Raw genomic sequence first — 19,414 nt, forward strand, 5'->3', positions numbered from 1 at the left:
AAATCGACTTACACCTTCAATTTGCGACAACTTAATTGCTGATTTTTCAGCATATTTCTTGCTTATCGGCCATCCCTGACAGGCTTTACTCCTGTGTATAATATTCAGTTATTCTTCTACACCAATAAGGAACTACAGGAGGCTTACTCTGCTCATACCTCTTTTGCAACACTTCCGATAATAGCAAAGCTTTGTCTGCTTCGACTGGATTAGCTCGCAGACAACCCAGCAACATCTCACAAGACAAAATCACTTCTTGCCTCCATAAACCATCTCCGCTCTCCTTATCCGGCCTCTCCCTGAACTTCTCAATAATTTTTTCTCCCATTATTATCAAGTCTCCATCCGCACTCATAACCTTCCCTTACTTCCAAGTATTTAGATGTTATTATGGCTCCATAGTGAACTCAAACCCCTCTAACAATAGCTAAATATCCGAGGTTGATAGGTATGAATAACCTCTTATGCTTATCAACAAACACTGAATACACCCATAAATGAGTTTACAACTTGAAAACCTAGTAAATTCACGACCCCATTTACAATGGTATAAATTAGTTTCAAAGAAATAGCATATATTTTTTAACACTTAAATAGTGTTTAGTTCGACTTAAACAATTGGTTAGTGCTAATAAAAACAATGAGCTAGGTCACTCCTTGTTTGATATGGATATCATCAATATACAGGAAGCCTTTATCTTGTCGCTACAGATTGCTCTATCAATTTAAGTAAGTAAAAAGCAATCTTAAGAGTTAAGACTAGTATGAAGCTTGCTATACCAAGAAGAAGTATAGAAACGAATAAAGATTTATCATGTATAGCGGCAAACTATCCGATTACTGAACGCTTCCGTTATTTAAAACTTCTGGAATTAAGCCCGACAATTGCCGGGCCCCAAATCACAGTTTACCAATAATATTAATAAACACCCCATGACTGTCATAGTCCAGCTGGGTGAGGTCATCAGAGAAGTCGGTAAAGTTGTAGCCCACCCCCAACTTAAGGTGGTCGCCAACATGTCGATACAAGCCGATTAAGGCGCCGCTCTTGCTATCCTGGGCATCGGGTAAATCGAGCAGACGTGCTTCCAAGAGGAGGTCCCAGCGCTTGATAAAATGCCAATCGGCACGCAGTACATAGAGACTCGCACGGCTATCGAAAAACTCTGGGTCTTCCGTATCCATGCTCAACTGGCCTAGACGATAGGCGTACTTGCCACCCAAAGTCCACTGTCGATTGAGATCGTAACTGGCATCTATCGAAAAGATATGACTCTTCTGGATAAATTCAGTGGAGGTATTTTCAACAGTAACCTGATCCTGAGTCGGCACATTATAGAAATAGGTGTACTTCATCAGGGTATTCAGCCGGTCATTGTTTACCGGGCGGTAGGCATAACCCATTACCGCTTCGGTGAATTTACCATCGTAGAATTCACCTTCCGAACTTTTGCTGTCTGAATAGTTGAGTTTGCCAACCAAGCGCCAGTCCGGAGTGAACTGGTAGTTGAAGGTATTTTTTAATAGCCAGGTATCGCGCTCGGTTTCCGATACAACATTTTCGCCCGATACCGTTTCCGATATATCCGTACGGTATTCCAGCGCGGATGCGATACGTATAGCATCCAAGCCATAGCCCACATTAAAGCCCATGGCATTGCGCTCGGTCTTGGCTCCTGTATCCGGGTCTTCGAGTGTACCCGCCTCCAGGGTAGTGCCATAGGTCCAACGGTCATTGGGGGCCAGATCCATACCCAGGGCGTGGGTCAGGCCAGTGGAAACATCACCGTGACTATAGCGCTCCTCACCGTAAATATTTAGCGTATCAGAATAGCGACTGCGGAAGCCGGTACTCATATTGCCCTTGCGTGCACGCACACCGGTATCGCTGCGCTCATTATCCAGCGCATAATTCATATATAGGCTGGTTCTGTCAGTCACCAGAAAGTCCGTACCGAGTCGGGCAGCTGTGCCAGTATCACCACCGGAAACTTCACTGTCCATTGTCAAACGGTCACTTACCCGATAAGCGCCACCAAGGCCGATGCGATTGTTCTCTCCGCGGGTACCGGTCACTTCCATCGTATTCTGAACAAAACCAAAGGCGCTCCAACTCTCACCGGAATCATAGCTCGCCTCGACAGCAACATCTGTGCGATCCCCTTCTGTCTGGGTAGCGGCGACAACTTCGGATTCATCTTCACGGCTATCATTGCGAACTGCGGAGGTGAGTCGCCAGTGATCATTGATACGGTAGCCGAACATCAAGTCCATGGCATTGGTTTGCAACCCCTGCTCTTCCTCTTTGGTGTCGGCTTTGATTCTTACATCAAAACTTTCGCCGATCGGCAGGTTAACGCCACCGCCATATTGGATGGTATCGCCATCCACAAATTGGCCTGGACCGGAAAAACCCGCTTCACGCTCTTGATGGTAAAAACTACCAGAGCCACGCAAACTCTCGAAGAAATCTCCCAGCTGTAAAACGCCTTCCACTTTGGTTGCACTCGCAGCAACCGTGGAATCCAGGCTTTCATCATCAAAGGTGTAGCCGCCATCGAGCGAACTGACGCTATCGAGATTGCTGCCCTCGCTATCGGCCATTTCAATTTTCACCCAACTACTGGCGCTTTTACGCAAAGTCAGGTCAATACCCTGCAAGGAACTTTCATTTTCATCTTCGTCTTGCTGAATACTGCTGAAGCCCAATTTGACGTGATCGCCCAACCAGTAGTGGGCACGCCCACCGACAGCCAGGGTGTCCATTTCTTCAAAACCTGGTGTGTATTCGTAGCGTGCTACCAGGTATTGGGGATTGCCGTTGTAAGCGCCATCTTCAATGAGCAGTTCATCATTTGCCAGGGAAGATAAGGGGCTGTTAAGCAGGATACGCCCTTGGATATAGTCGATGTCGTAATCAACTACTGCGGTGAGAGTCTTAACTGCGAGCACCAGCCCGGAATCTTTATCCCGAACTTCTACTCGTAAACTTTCCGAACCGCTGGAAATGTCCTGGTGACGGAGGTAATACAGGGAACCGCCGGTTCCACGATACTCATCGCGCCCGGCAATGGTTCCCGGCTCTGCTCCAAAGGCATCTATTTGAAAGCGCTTCTCACCAAAGCTGGTCATCGCATCGGTTTCAAAGTGACCACTACCGCCGTAGAGCGTTCGGTCAATTTGAGCGAGCTCATTATCGGCGTAGTTGGCTTTGAAATTACCCCAGAGACCGTAGTCATCGTACTTGGACAATTTCACATAAAACTTGCCTGACGTGGGGGCGTCTTCAACTACGGTGGAGTCATCGCCAAACGTCGGGTAATACAAATCACTATCCAGGCGGCGGAACAAGGCATCGGGAGACTTTTCCATAAAGTTGGAAAACAGATCCTCTACCGGGCCCTCTTCAGTATCGGCACTGGCCGACAGGCGCCAGCCTTCCCCGAAACCGCCGTTGGTGTAAAACGCCAGACGGCCATCGTAGCTTACTGAGTTGTCATAGTGAGTTTCATCACCGGTAACCAGGGCTGCTGGGCCATTGGTTTTATCGTAACCCACAGTAAGGTCGGCAATACCTACAGTAAACCAGTCGTTTTTGGCAAAATCCAAATCCCGCAGGAAAAGTTCGCCATTACCCTCATCATCGAGTATCGCCACTTCAACCGTATGCATACCCGGCTCAAAAATTTGCTCGGCGATAAACTGGCCTTGACTATCGACCGGTACCGGGTTGCCCGCTAACCATACGGTGTGCCCGGACGGCACCTGAGTGCCATTGACCAATACACTGTTACCATCCAGAGGGATGTTCCGCTGCGCTAAGCGGTTCTCGCCGTAGCCTACTAATAATTCCCTACCGATATCTTCATTTTCTGCAGACTCTTCAATTTGATCTACCAGCCACAGGGTCTGTTCCGTGGTCTCGTCATAGCGGCCCTTGTTGTCATAGGCCCGCAGTACATAGTGTAATTTTTTTAAAGGCGCCTGGAATTCAGAAAATTCTGCACTCCATTCCCCTTTGCCAAAGTGATCCAGCGGTACAATTGCCAGAGGTGTATCGCGCAGAGACTGTCCCTCTTCGAACAATCGCACTTCGGTACTTTTAATAAAAGAGGGATAGTTGGTATAGCTACTGAAAAATACCCGGTTCTCTGCCAGGTCGGTATCCAGGTTATCTGCGTAACGGATGGTATTGGGCCATGCTGTCACATTCAGGCGCGGTTGCATTTTTTTATTGTCGAAGCGAAATTGAATATTCGCTTCTCGCAAGGCCACATCAGTACAGCGCTGTAAGTCCGCCGAGTTTTTATAGGGGTCGTATTCCGGGCTGCCGTCGACAGTAATACGCATCAAGTTAAGTGCATAGGGATTATTGGCTATGGCTTCACGATTAATGCGCTCGATTTCCAAGCGATCACTTTCAGTGAGAATTGCCAGTTCATCGTACAGGATTTCGACCTCAACCCTGGCGCCATCCCGCTGCTCAAAGCCATTGCTCACTACATCTGCGGACTGGACGTAGCCGCGCCCTTCAAATTCCACCTGGGTATCTTCGAGGTTGAGCAACTCCTGTATCTGTGCCATAGCGCGCTGAGCGCGGGCACCGGACAGTCCCTGGTCATCGCCGTAAACCATCGCTTCGCGGCGATCCATACGCTGGTTATCGCTGTAGCCAATAAAGCTCAGACGAACATTCGCTTTATTGGAAATTTCGGCCATGGCCGCACGTATTTGTGTTAGCTGTGCCTGACTGATAATCGGATCGCCATTATCAAAACGAATCGGCGACAGTTTTCCACCGGCAGACTCATAGGCAATGGTAAGAGTTTCCGCAGCGGCAGCTTCCGGACAGGCCTGAACAGAATCTGTAGCGACTTCCAATGGGTCGTCATACCAAAATTCCACTTCTACCCGGCGGTTGAGGGCTCGGCCTTTCGGAGTATCGTTGGCCGCTATTGGTTGACTTGCCCCCTTGCCACTGCTGGTGACCATGGCCGCAGGCAAATTCAGTGCAGAACCCAGGGCCTGAGCGACACGGCGGGCTTCGCTATAGGATCGCTCCTGATAAGCACTCTGTTGGGCTTCCGGATTTTCACTCACGTCCAGGGGGCGGGCGTCGGTGTGACCAATAAAGTGAATAACCAGATTGTTTTTATCCGCAAGGTTGGATCGAACCTCGCGGATACGGCGAATAAAGGCTTCCGGCAATTCTGTTTGCCCGGGCTCCATTCTCAGTGGCGTCACCAGGTTTCTAAGGCGTGCCCGCTGCTCACTGCCTGCGGCATAAGTAAGTCTGCACACCGTTTCCTGGCGACATACTTTAACCCGGTTGAGCAACAATGCTTCCGCACGGGCACGGTCCGCCATGGCTTTTTCATCCAGGGCGTCATAGGTTACTTTTACCTGTACTCGGCGGTTTTCTTCACGACCTGCGGTAGTAATATTATCCGCTGTGGGTTCTATATCCCCTCGCCCTTCAACAACAATCATTTGCTCAGGCAGTTCAAGGGCCTCCTGAAGGAAGTCCGCCACGAACTGGGCCCGCGCCAAAGTAAATTCTTCTTTGCTGGCAAAGTCTGCTACCTGTTCCCCGGTAAGGGGATCGGAATCTGTATGGCCAATAAAGTGCAACTTAAAATTGGGCGTCTCACCCAAGTCATTCAAGCTCTGGCGCAGTAACTCCACTGCCTCCAGAGGAATTTCATCCTCAACGCCATAGAACAGGATTGGGTCGATAAAATCTTCCACCACAATCGGGTCCAGCGGTGCAACAAATTGAGTTGCATCCTGCAACCATTGATTTGTAGGTGCGCGCAGCAGCATACCTTCAGTATTACTGCCTATCGACTGCTCTTCGAGTTCGGATTGAGCTCCACTTTCTTCAGAACTCAGGCTTGGAATATTTTGCCAGACCTGCCACCAACTAGGCTCATCTACTTGCGCACCCGCTTCCTGGGCCTGCGCTGGAAGTGTTAATGCCAACGCGATCGCAGTGGCGAGACGGCAGTCCCGCCGGGGGAAAAAGCGGGTCGTCTTCGCGGCAGTATTTATCGAGCAAGCTCGCTGATCACGATTCCGTTTTGCAAAGGACATCACTCCAAACCTCCTTTACCAGGAGGCGCTCCACGGCGCCAGAAAACTTCAGTTTCTATGGTCAAATCGTAGTCACCTTCACGGCTCTCCCAGTCCTGGGCGACCTGATCTTTAATTGCCTGCAGACGCTCGTCCACCAGATCCGGATCTTCATTCTCCCCAAGATAGGCAAGGCGTAAAACAGAGGGAGCTTCACTGAGTTTTTCCAACAATAAATCCATTCGGGAATGCCATTGCGGGCGCAATTCTGTTGTGCCCGGTTCAAATACCGCTTCGGCAATATCCAGGCGCACTACCCGGTGCAAGCTGGCTCCAAAGTTGAACTTCAGCATCTTGCCTCGGGTGGCTCGCAGCACACGCGGGTTTTCAGTGGTGAGACGATACCCGCTTGGCAAGCTGCGATCGTCGAGCTTGAGCACAAAATTGGAACCTCGATCCCCATTCGGCACCACTGCGCAGGTAATATGGAATCGACCGTGGGAGTCCGCTGTAGCATTCAGGCCGGTAGCAGTCACCACTCGAGCACCCGGTAAACCACCCTCTCCTTCATCCTGGTAGCCATTCATATTTTTATCGTCAAACACTTTGCCGATAACATCGGTGCAGTCGAAGGTGGGATCGGGTACTACGCGCACTGTGGCAGAGGCCTCACCAGAGGCAGCCTGACCTGATAGTTGGTTGAACATACGGGCGCGGTTCACATATTTGCCCTCGCCCACACCGGAGCCCACAACCAAAAGCAGTTTCAATACACGGGTTTCTTCCGCTTCCACGCGCAGGTCTGACCACCTCAATTGCAGGCCTTCGCTTTCAGGCTCAACCGCTTCTCCATCAAGGCGCGCCGAGCCCGCGACATATTTGAAGCCTGCCGGGAAGTAATCGACTAGCTGTAGATCTGTCAGTGGAATTGGCAGCGTATTGCCAAAAGTAATGGTGTAAGGAACCAACTGACTGCGGGTTACGTTGAGCATGGCCGCGGTTTTGGTGATGGATAGCGCCCCTTCCAACTCCGGGTCCATGGCGACATGGTTGTTGAACAGCTGGCTTTCCCCTGGAATCTGACCATCATCCAAAGTCATTCGCAGGTAGTAGTCCGTTGCCGCATCCCGCGCCTCGACATCAAGAGAGGGGTGAGAGAATGATTCCTGAACCTCACAATGATTTGCGGTCGCAGGAACCACATCGGCGTTGCTGCCCAGGCAACCGGCCACATCAAAACCGGCAGTTTCGCTGTTTGTCTGAGAAGGAATTACCAGTGATTCACCACCCACATAATCCTCATCCGCGATATCCACCTGAATCAGGTAGTCCGCGCTGGATGGACAGGCTGCATCGCTGAAGTTGATATCAAACTTGTAGTAACCCCCAGACTGGGTTACCTGCCCTTGTTGTTTCTCATCATCAAAACAACGCGCAGGCAATTCCTGACCGGAACTCACCCTCAACATAGTGAGGGTGGCACCTTCAATGGCGGAGCGGGTTACTGAATCGTAAACCACGCCATTGGGTGTTAGAGGCAAATTCAAATCCTGTGGGTTCGCTCCCGAATCTACATAAATTTCACTAATGGACTGCGGGCCGTTGGTGAAATCAGAAACAGAGTTACCCAATGAAGCTGTACTTTCAGTAGCATCTGGTGCGGTGTAACGCATTTCATAGCTAAGGCCACCATAGCTATTCGGTACCAGCCCCTGGAACTGGAAGTAACCATTTTCATCAGACTGAGCTGTTTCCATCAATTCGTCATTGAAATACAGGTCTACCGCCCAATTAAGCAACAGGCTCTCATCCGTATCCAAGGCATCATTGAAATTCACATCGTGCCACAGATAACCAGCCAGGTTGGCAATGCCCGGGGTACCGCCAACGTCAATGGCAACACTGGCCTGAGCGCTGGAAGCAGGATCATTCCACTGTACTTCTGCGGTATTTAATACAGTAAAACCATAATCCAGGTTTTCTGACATCTGCGCCTGGAATCGCAGAGTAACCATCTCTCCCGGTTCCAAGTCACCGTAAGTTGTGGCGTAGTCTGCTGTGATTAGCGTGTCGACAACCGTTATTCCATCGGTCTGCCCGTTGAGCATGGCCGAATCGGCGATATAGGTGAGAACTCCATCTCCGGCTATAGCCAGGTCATCGGTGATCTCAATATAAGTTGCTGGGACACCGCTGATATTTTCGACGGTTACCAGGTATTCCAATACCGCACCCGCTTCTGCGGCACCGCCACCGACAACCGCAACTTCTTTCACAATGGAGAGCAACTGGGCATCACCCACGACAACGTCAGTTGGCTGTGCACCATTGGCTGGGTTGCCATCTGCGTCGGTCAGGGTAAGTGCCAACTCATCTGCATCAACACTACCCTGGTTGCTGATAACTGTACCTGTCGGAGTGCCAGCATTCACCATTACCTCAAATGTGACAGTGGCAGTTTGACCCGAGGTAATAATGCCTTCATTGGCTCCTGGTAGCGGCGGTGTCAGGTCATCGGATGAAACCGGTAAGGCAGAATCCAACTGTGAATTACCACCACCGTTATCCGCTACCACTTCACCATTCAAAGTGGTGGTGCCAGCAACATAAGTAGTGTCATTTGGTACCTGATCGGTAAGCGCTACTTCGAGAGCATCTACACCACCCATATTGGTGATTGCGATGGTATAGCGAAGTACATCACCCGGATCGACAATTCCTGCGGAAATATAGTCTTCGGCAATCTCCACAGTCTTGTGGGCAATTAACAGGGGTACATCGCCAACAATATCGATCGTGGGATCATTGGGGGCATCGGTATTCGGGTCATCGGAGGGCACTTCATCAAAAGTACCGCTACCCGCACCTTCACCATTTACGAACGCTTGGTTTGAAATAACGGTGCCATCATTAACGTCATTAATGGTGACATCAAAGGTGATGACCACTGCGGCTGCACCATTGGCCGTTGCGCCGATAAAACCATCGGCTTCGCCATCGGTATTAATGCTCATACCTGCAGCCAGAGGAGAGGTGCCGCTGACATCAGACAATGTGGAGCCGTTCAGGGTGGTAGAACCACTGACATAAGTTGTATTAGATGGGATCTGATCCAATATCAGAGCATTGATCGCATTCTCATTACCGGCATTTTCCACGGTAATGGTATATCGCAGGGTATCGCCAACCATCAGCAGTTCTGCGTCATCAGTCATATCTGCCGACGTTTTTTCTACCACCAGTAATGGCTCTGACTCAATCAGTACTTCTGTAGGATCTTCATCACCCGCCGTATCCGGATCATCAGTACCGTTGATATTGGGATCATCACTGTCTTGCAGTAATTGCCCGGGAAGCTGAACCTGGGCCTGGTTGAAGACTTGAGTCCCACTATCAATAACTGCTGCCAGGGTAACTTCATAAACAATCTGGATAGAATCTCCCGCGGTACCGCTCGCCGTAAGATCCAGATTACTGACTTCCAGATAGCCACTATTCCAGGTACCGGCAGAGGCATCGATAGCACTGCTGTCACTGCCAGTCGGAGCACTTACCAACTGTAAAGTGCCCGATTCAAACAGTGCTGAATTATTTAATCGGCCCAGGTCATCGGTTATTTCGACTCCGCTCACATCAACACTGCTCATATTGGTCAGTGTCAATGTGTAACGTAAAACTTCTGTGGGACTGGCTGCAGTGGCCGGGTTTTCTCCACGGCTGATATTTTCCACTACTTTGTAGAAAGTTACTTTCGGCACAGAGGCGCTAACCGAATAAGCATCCTCATGATCCAATACACCGGGAGTGCCATCAGTGGGCGCCGCACGGGTGTACTGGCGAACTTCAGTGAGGCTGCTATCCCAGCTGTGCCACTGAGTAACACCAGCAATATTCGTCAGCGTATCCCCATCGACGGTGTCGGCATCCAAATAGGCGTCGTAGCCAATCAGCAGATGGTAATCCGCATCCAGCATTGCCGCTGGGCCGATGGAGGTAATTGTGAGGGTGCAGCTATCGTTATCAAATACCGCGCTAAAGTCAGAACCCTCTGTCAGGGTGGCCGTCGTGGTGCCGGCGCTGTCAGTAATTTGCGCGGTGAAATTGGCCGGGGGCGTTTCACACATTCCACCGGGATTATTATCCGGCAAAATATCGGTAACACTAATATCCCAGGCCGGGCCCGTACCGGTATTGTGCAAATCTAAAGTAAAGGTACCGCCTACACCGGACTGAACACTGGTGGGGCCAGATTTAGTCAGCGTAATAGCCGTGGGCTCTACTACTGTCATGTCCGCCGTAGTATTGCCGCTACCCGCACCCTGCCCCGCAGAGGCATTATCATTATCGTAGTTGTAGCTGTAGCTGGCACTGGTGGCAAAATTCAAACCGTCCACATTCGGCGGGTCCATATCCAGCAGTCGCAGGGTTACATCAATAACGACTTGCTCGCCGGCGGGCACATCAATTCCGTTAGTGCTATCTGCAATACTGAGACTGGTGGAGCTGCCGTTATTTTCCGGAGTGAAAGATGCACTGCCAGATACTTTACTGGCACTGACAAATTCCAGATCCGCAGCAGACGCAGTCAGATCCATCAGCACAGTGACATCGTGAAGCGCTGTGGTCTGCACCGTTTCCGGGATGGTAATGCGATAGTTAAACGGCTCGCCAATGGAAGCTGCTAATTGGGTAACTTCAATCAACAGTGGCGCGGCATTGGGAGTATTAAATTGGATACTCACCGGAGAAGTCGGGCCATAATCCTCGCGTAAATCGTCAGTGACCGCCACGGAATTCAGAGACGGCAAATCGTTATCATCAAGCGAATAATAAACTTCAACATAGGCCGCATTTTGCAGGCTAAGTCCAGCCCCTAAATTAGAATCCGCTTCAACGCGATATACCATCTCCATGGATTCACCGGCGTTGATTCCGTAGCCCGAACCTGCGGTAAAATCCCAAACGGCTTCGCCATTACTACTATCGAAAGTAGGCGCAACCACTGTTGCTGCGGCACCATTTACTGTGAGGGATTGGACACTGACTCCCCCTTGGCGCAGACCTAAAGGAATCACATCGCGGAATACCGGATCATAGGCTGGTGAAGAACCGTTGTTGGTAATCGTAACGGTATATTCAATCGTATCGCCAGCGGAAAGCGTGCTGCCATCAGCGGGAGTTGAGCTTATGGCTACGGCGAGGTCCGGCTGTAACAGGTCCAGTGTTTCGCTATCACTACGGGTTTCGGCTCCTGTGGCAGCATCAAAACCAAACTCTGCGGTATTGATCAGAGCAGTATTCGTTGCCGGCCAGGGGTGGGAATCCTCATTGAGAACCCGGGCAAGGTAACGCACAACAAATTCATCGTTGCTGGTATCGTTATCACCCGTATTGACCAGGTCGGGAATGCTCCAGGTAACCGTAGTGGCACCAGTAGAAGGATCACCAGACTGCACTGGTTCTGCGATATCGGTGTGGGTAAAGGGCGCCGCAGCAGTAAATGGTGCAGAAGTTTGGCCATTAATTGAAAGTGTGCTTACAAACACCATTCCCTGGGGCAAAGTATCGACAATAAGCCCATTGGAAGCCGTGCCCTCTGGTAGAGAGAGGGTAATCTGGTATTCAACCAAATCACCCACTCGCAATTGCTCATCAGCGCTACCATAGCTGTCATCTGAACGAATTTTGCTAATTGTGCTGTCATTGGCAGCATCTAGCTGAGCAGCAATGTTTTCCAGCAAGTAATCATTCAGGCCGCCACTGCCATCAGCACCGTTACGTTCATAAATACTGCTGTTATCTTCATCGAGACTGGTCCATTCCACGCTGGCAGTTGCGGACAGCGCAGCTGCTGGCTGTACGCTGTCGAGTACAACCACATCGAAGACCAGTTCACTGTTATCACCAGCGGCGATATCCAGATCACTATTGGCCCGATCCCAAACCAGGTTTTGCGCAGTAGTAATTCCGTCACCAGTTACGGTGGGATCTGCCTGGGAGGCTCCGGCAAAAGTCACGGTGCCCGGTACAAACTCAAGCCCCAGGGATAACAACTCATTAACCGAAAGATCGTAAGCTGCAGAATTTTCCGCATTACCCGCAGCACTAAGGTCCAAGGTACAACGCAGTACATCGCCCGCATCCGGATCGTTACCGGGATTGGTTTGATTTGCGACAGAGGCAATTGCACTTATTTCTGGCTCGACGATGGTGAGTGTCGCTGCAGTGCCGGTACCTCCGGACTGCGAAGTGCCACCATCAGTCGCGGCATAAGAATAAGTCACCTCATTTTCAAAGCTGTGGCCAGCCTGGGCTGTGGCATTGTTGGCAACCCGGGCGTGAACTTCAAAAATTGCCACGGTACCGGCTGGGATAATATCGATTGCCATATCGATATTATTGCCACTGGTATTATCGGTGTAGGTAAGCCCATTAATTTCCTGCAATTGCACCAACTCCAGGCTGGGGTCTAATACATCGGAAATTTCAATATCGTAAATGGCCGAGGTGGTGCCGCTACCGGGGACCTGTATCTGGTATACGACCTCGTCACCGACAGCGGCAGTAGTCGCTGTTTGCAGTGTTTTTTGCGGAGCAGTCACACTGGTCGCAACAGTGCCCATCGGATAGGGAGTGCCCAAAGTAACTGCAGAGTACTGTTCGCCATTGCTAGCTTCCAGCGACCAAAATTCATCGACGGTAAAAGTATTAACCCAGCTTTCACCGCCACTAATATCTGTATAGAAACCGATCTGGTAACTGATTTCCAAACAGGTACCCGCTTCGACCGGTACCAGGAAATCGAAGCCCATATCAGCACCGCGTGTTGCCGGCGCACTATAGGTGTAATCTGCTCCCTGTGTCAGTACAGCACCGTCGAGACTCACCTGGAGATTGGCAATGGAACTCTCATCCATTTGCGTCGCTAAATCGTCAGTTAGCGATAGGTTGTAGGCGGGGGCAAGACCCGAGTTACAGGCCTGCAGGGTAAACTGCATAATATCGTTGGCCGGGTCCACATTCATATGGGAGCTAGGCCAGGTGGCATCGGTCTTGGTGAGATTGTCGATCACCGGTTGCAGTACAGTAATATCGGCGCTGTCCTGCAAGGTACTGGCGGCACCGGTGTAATTTAGCTGGGCCGTATTGGTCAGGGTTGCGGTAGGCGCGGTGATTCCCGAACCCGCCACTACTTTAGCGGTGTACTCAATAACAAAGTTATTGGTATTACCGAAATTACTGGTGATATCTCCCAGATCCCAGGTCACCGTGCCGGTATCACCGGCACTGGGAACCGAAATCGCTGAATAGGTAAAGTCATTCAGACTATCGCTGTAGGGAGCAGCTGTGTCCCCATTTACGCTGACAACAGTGTCAAACTCCAAGCCACTGGGCAGCGCATCATCAATAGTTACTGCAGGTGTTGTTCCCGCCTGTAAATTCAAGGTGAGCTGGTAAGTGACAATATCGCCAACACGCAGAGTGCCCACAGCAGTTGCGGTATCTGTGTCGGCAATTACTGCTTTTGTAATGCTGGTATTGTCTACCGTATTAATACTGGCTTCTGCAGGACCAACACAGTAATCATCAGGTGCGGAAATACTGGGGCATCCAGCACCGTCGCGCTCATAGGCCAGGTCATTGATACTGCCATCGTCCAGGGAGGTCCAGTCCAGCATCACACTGTTGCTGATAGGCGAACCAAAAACGCCTGTAACCTGGGTTCGGTAGGTGAGCACCAGAGTTTGACCCAGCGCTAAATCCAGACTGCTATCGCCGTTGTCACGACCCCATACGAGTGGACCTGCTGGAGCTGCCGCTGGTGTGGAGACAAAGCCGGATACCGCGGTACCGCCTATTTCTGCAGTGGGTGTAAAGCTGCTGTCAAAAGTCAACTCTGAAGGCAGCGTATCGACTAAATTCAGCTCATAAGCTGCGGCACTGGAGCCCGCATCATGTTCCACGGTAATAACATATTCCAGCACATCACCACCCACCGGCAGATTGCCGGGATTGGTGGCATTACTCACTGTCTTGCTAATCTCGAGTAACGGCTCTACTACCGTTACACTGGTTGTGCTGTCGTTGATATTTTCTGTGCTGCCACTTTCCCCATTGCTGTAAGTAAGCGCGGCATTATTTTGGCGATTATCACCATCATTAGTGGCGAGATCATTTTCGATGCGGGCAAAATAGGTAATTCGAATCAGCGGAGCAATTGTGCTTCCGGCCGTGTCATTTTCACTGCTGGTATCGACGGTGCCGACATCCCAGGTAGCATTTCCGGAAGTATTATCCCCCGGAAAACTGTTAAAGGCCGATTCAGATGGCGCGCCGCCATTAATAGTTTCAATACCGACAAAATCGTAAGTGATATCGTAGTCAGTATTGTGAGAGAGCACATAACCCTCAGGGCTACCCAGCTGATCAGTGATAACTACATTTTCACTGATACCTTCCGGCAAACTGATTTCCAGTTGGAATTGTTTATGGGCACCAATGGTGGGAACTACCGAGGTGTCCAAATCCGTTTTAGTCAACTCTAATGACGGTACTTCAGTCTGGGCACTGGCAGTGGTTTCATAATCGTTGATGGGATCGCCGACATTGGGCAAAACACCAATACGCATGCCGTCAGCGGTACCATCAATGCCAATAGAATTGCCACTGTTAAGTGCAACATCCGAGCCCGGCAGGGACTGCCAGCGGGCTTCAACCGTGTTGTCCAGAATTTCATGGGGCTCAACGCCCTGCTCTACCTGGACTTCAAAAGTGAATGTTTTTGTATTGCCAACCGCAATAGTGTAATCGCTATTACTGCGATTCCAGCTAAAGATGGGAGCATTGGTGCCCACCGTAGTGACATCGACATTATTGGGTGGGTCGTTACCGCCCACATTTCCCAGGTAAATAAGATTACTGCCGGTGAGATCGTCGAGCACCTGCAAGTTGTAGGCATCGGCACTGCCAATATTTTCTGCTGTAACCGTGACTGTCAAAATATCTTCAGCATCACTATTGGTAACAGCAAAGGATTTGGTCAGCTGTATTTGTGGCTCGAGTACTGTTATTTCATGGGCATCAAATGGCACCGCCACCGCAGCACCGGACTCATCCACATAGGTAACTTGCGCAGTGGTATAGCTGCCGCCATTACCCAAAACATCGCCGTCATTGGTGTTACTGCTGTTTTCAATACGGGCAATAAACTCTACCGGAAAATCAAACAGGCTACCGGATACGGTGGTGAGTTCCTGATCACCAAAATCCCACTCAACGTAATCTGCAGTACCTGTGCTGGTACAGGTAGCATTAAAAGTACCTCCCGGTACAAAGCCAGCGGCATCGTAAGGGGAGGCACTTAAATCGATGGTCTCCCCTTCGATACAGCGCATACCTGCCGGCAATTCATCACGAATCACAAAGTCTCGCAGTTTCGCTGCCGGAATCTGTGCTGTCAGTTCGTAACGTACCTCTTCACCGACAACCGCTGTGTCACTGCTGGTTCCACTGGCCGTGCCGTTGGAGAACTCAAGGGCTTTCTTTGGCTCTGCCTGTACTTCAATAATCCTCATCTGTGCTTCGGCATCGTCGGACTGGTAGTGGCGCGCCCGACCGGCTGCAGGAGTGCCATCACCGACACCATCATTGTCCGTGTCACTGTCAATTTGCGGAGAAGTCTGATTACCAAAATCGCCTTCCAAACTGTCATAGCGAGCGAAGAAAGTATTGGTAAACAGCTGCAGTGGTGCCACTGACTGATGTGGTTTCACACGGTAATACAGGGTTACGGAGTCACCCGGGTTAATTCGCTCAAGGGCAGTGGAATGCTCATAGGAAAAAGTGATAATAGCCGGGGTACCACCATCACTACAGTGGGTAGCTTCTGAATAGTTATTTGCACCGGAGGTAATTCCCACCAAGCCATCGTCGCCACTGACAGTTTCCGAACTGCCATCAGCATCGTTATCCAGGCTATCGGTATCCATTGCCTGCACACACATCTGGCCGGAAGAATCCAGGGTATCAGTTACGACAACATCGTATGCGGGAGCGCGATCAACACCGCTATCCGCAGCCCGGTTAGTCACCGTGAGACGGAAGATATAAGTCTGGTCCCGGTGCCCTTCATCGGTAAAATCCACAAAATTGCTACAGCTTGTTCCAGTGCCGTAGAGATTCTCATTACAGACTTTTTTATCGACTTCTATCGAGGGTTCAGTAACAGTGACAGATTCCGACCATTCAGTAATATCTGGGAAACCGGGGACCGTGGTTGGAACACCATCAATATTGGTCAGGGTTCCACTGGTATTGTAGTTATCTACGATAATCGTTTCAGTATCAAAAACCGCAGTAAACTGGGCGCGGGCGTAATCGATACTGTCATTTGCGTGTTGATTCGGATCAGTGTTTTCTGTATCCACTGGGTCATTCAACAAGCGGGTTGTCATATCCGCAAGGAACCAGCGATCTTTCGCTGTAATATTGGTAGTAATATCCCAGTGTAAATCTGTCTCACTCAGAGAGTTATTCAGACCACCGCCCTCAACAATATCACTGCTCGAAATCACCACACAATTTGCCTGAGAGGTGGGATCAGGAAGGCTGACGTCTGAACAATTTAGCGGTGAATCCGCAATATAGCCCTGGCCGTCGGGAAGGTCATCGATAACATCAATGTCCTTCACTTCTATCAAAGCAAATCCCGGTGTATCGAATCCAAACCAACCACCGGCTTGAATTTCAAAACTACACTCTTCACCAATCAATACACTGCTATTTGGGAAAGCAGTTTCACTGGTCAGCTCGGTACATTCATCGGAACGGTCCTTGACCAGGTTAAAACCCATTACCCGTGCGCGCATACCATCAAGGGTGTAATTATTAGCCAATTGCTGGTTTGGTGTCGTATCCGTTAGAGATGCAGGACTGGGGAAACTTAGCGCGGTACCATCATATAAGGTGATTTCACCTACGACATCTGCACGGAACGTCAGGTCGTCATCAGTGGCCGAGTGATTCTTTTCAACCACAAAAACCACTCGCTCTGTATCACCAGGTCCAATTTCACCCCCCAAATCACCACTGTCACACAGGTACACCCTGGAGGAATCTGGCAAATAATCAGGCTGGTTCCAAAGTGGGTGTCCTGGCACTGTGCCCAGATTGGGATTTCCCAGGGCCGTACAGCTGCGGTCATTGGACAGGACCGTCATCGCCTCACCGAAGGTGACATACACGGAATAATCATCCGCGTCGTGGCCACCGTTATTGGTGATATCCACCGTCAATTCTGAAGTGCCACTATCGCGAACAATATAAAGTGGATGAACCGTGCTGACGTCCAGATCTTCGGGGTCGGGAGTAACCGACTGGGCTTCTACCTGAGTAGCAGGAGTGGTTGAAGAACAGAAATCCTCGTAATCAATAGTGAGGACATTGTTTGCAAGGGCGATATTGCTATTTGGATCGGTACCGGTAGTGGAAGACTCTTCCTCTATATCCAGGTCAGCATCCAAGTCATAGAAGTCCGGCTCGATCGTAACGATGCGGAAACGAATTTGAATTTCATCTCCATGTCGCATCATGTGCTCTTGGTCTGAGTATACCGAGTGAACTGTACTACTCAACAAGCGGAATTCCGGTTGGTTGTTATTAAGTGGATCCGTATCCCATTGATTCCAAGTAGAACCCACACGCCATTCCAGCGTATCGACTTTGCCATCGTAGGTTGAGCTATAGTTAGCGCCGTGGCTATCAATACCGCGACGCTCGCGGGTAATTTCCGGTGTAAAGGTGGTATCAACCACATATTCGTCGGGCAGATCGCTGACAAACTGGATATCTCTTACCGAGCCACCTGTCCGGTTATTTACGGTTATAGTAACGTAACCGGAAGCACCGAGCGGTTGATTCAAGTTGGTACCAGTAATCTCCTGGGTAATAGTGAGGTCTGATAAAACCTCAACACGCATTGCCGAAGTATCAGAGCCCGGAGCTGAGGCTTCTGCGGGACTGGAAATACCGCCAACACCCGTATCACCATCAATCTCACAACCCCACTGTAAATCTGACACTGTATTAGTGCCATTGCTACAGGAAGTATTTACTTTACCTACTAAATAAATATCCAGATTGCCACCAGACGGAACGTCAGTGCGCCCTGAGCCATTGGAAAAGTTACCATCCAGCTCAAAGTTATTAATAGAATTACTTGCGGAAACGCAGCTACTGCCACCGGGCGCAACACCATTATTATTGGCAACAGCTTCAGCGGCACTTTCACTCGGACAAGCGTAATTGATATCCATATTGGGGTTGGACATCAAATCATCAAAACGCGCATCCTGCATATCCGCGTCACCATCATTGGAGATACGAATACGCCAGATCACATCATCTTCAATATTGCCATAGACATTATTGGTGTAGTTCGTTTGCGCCGCATCAATATTACGGCCGCGCTTGTCCATGGAGGGTTCCGGCTCACGGATAGACAGCTCCATACTGTGAGTATCTGTAGTGGTCGGGTAACTGCAGTAATCGAAAGTTGCGGTCGCATTTAAGGTGCGATTATTAACAACCAATTCTTCCTCTTCGTCATCCTGGCTGCGCACATTAAAGGTGATAGTCAGGGTTGTATTTTCGTCACGCTCTGCGAGTGCAGACAGATCATTTTGATCCCAGGTAATAGTGGTACCGCTAATCGTGGGCTCAGCCAGAACAACCCCGGAACTCACTGAAGTAGAGCCAGTCACATACTCGAGACCGGAAGACCCCAGGTTCTCCGTAATAACGATATCCTGAATAGACTGGGTACCCGATAGGCCACTGAAAATACTGGGTACATCAACTTCGATGGTTACCTGACCATCACCACATAAAACACACCAACTGTCGCTGGAGCGGTGACTGAGAATATTGAACCCTGCAGGATCATCGGTAATAGAAGGACAGTTAGATTGAGCAAGTGCCTGCGGTGCAGTTAGAAGGACCACCGCACAGACCAATAAAAATCCAATAATCACAGACTTGCAGGATTTTTGCTCAACAAATTCCGACTTCATTATCACTTAACGGCCGCCACTTTCTAATACAGATGTTTGGAGATAAATCGGGCATTTACACCAGACACTCCACGGTGGGCGAACTTTAATTACAACCCACTTAGGTAGCCGTGAAACAAGTCATAATTAGCCAGCTGACAAGTGGAACTTTTGTAGGGATTGCCAAGTGGTTCTCAGGCGGGCCCTCAGTGAGGGAAAATTTTGTTCAGAACGGACAAATAATAACTGAACAGGTATGACGAAAATTTCATCAGTTTGAAACGACCGGAACC

3 protein-coding genes are annotated in these 19,414 nt (G+C 49.9%); all 3 read right to left on the bottom strand.

The annotated features are described in order from the left end of the window. Window positions 1–85: 85 nt before the first annotated feature. The 3 genes from ACG1BZ_RS15235 to ACG1BZ_RS15245 all read right to left on the bottom strand — a co-directional run bounded on the left by ACG1BZ_RS15235 (window position 86) and on the right by ACG1BZ_RS15245 (window position 19,142). Complete coding sequence (locus tag ACG1BZ_RS15235) at window positions 86–355, bottom strand: hypothetical protein (RefSeq protein ID WP_413662561.1); 270 nt, start codon at window positions 353–355, stop codon at window positions 86–88. 545 nt (window positions 356–900) lie between these two features. Next, window positions 901–6,093 carry a flagellar motor protein MotB gene (locus tag ACG1BZ_RS15240; RefSeq protein ID WP_413662562.1) on the bottom strand — a complete coding sequence of 1,731 codons (5,193 nt, stop codon included), beginning with the start codon at window positions 6,091–6,093 and terminating at the stop codon, window positions 901–903. Continuing rightward, the gene (locus tag ACG1BZ_RS15245) at window positions 6,093–19,142 is read right to left on the bottom strand and encodes an isopeptide-forming domain-containing fimbrial protein (RefSeq protein WP_413662563.1); all 13,050 of its coding nucleotides are present in this window, start codon (window positions 19,140–19,142) and stop codon (window positions 6,093–6,095) included. Before ACG1BZ_RS15245 ends, ACG1BZ_RS15240 begins: the two co-directional genes overlap by 1 nt. Between the last annotated feature and the right edge of the window lie 272 nt (window positions 19,143–19,414).

The organism is Microbulbifer sp. CNSA002 (assembly GCF_047324085.1).
GTDB lineage: Bacteria > Pseudomonadota > Gammaproteobacteria > Pseudomonadales > Cellvibrionaceae > Microbulbifer.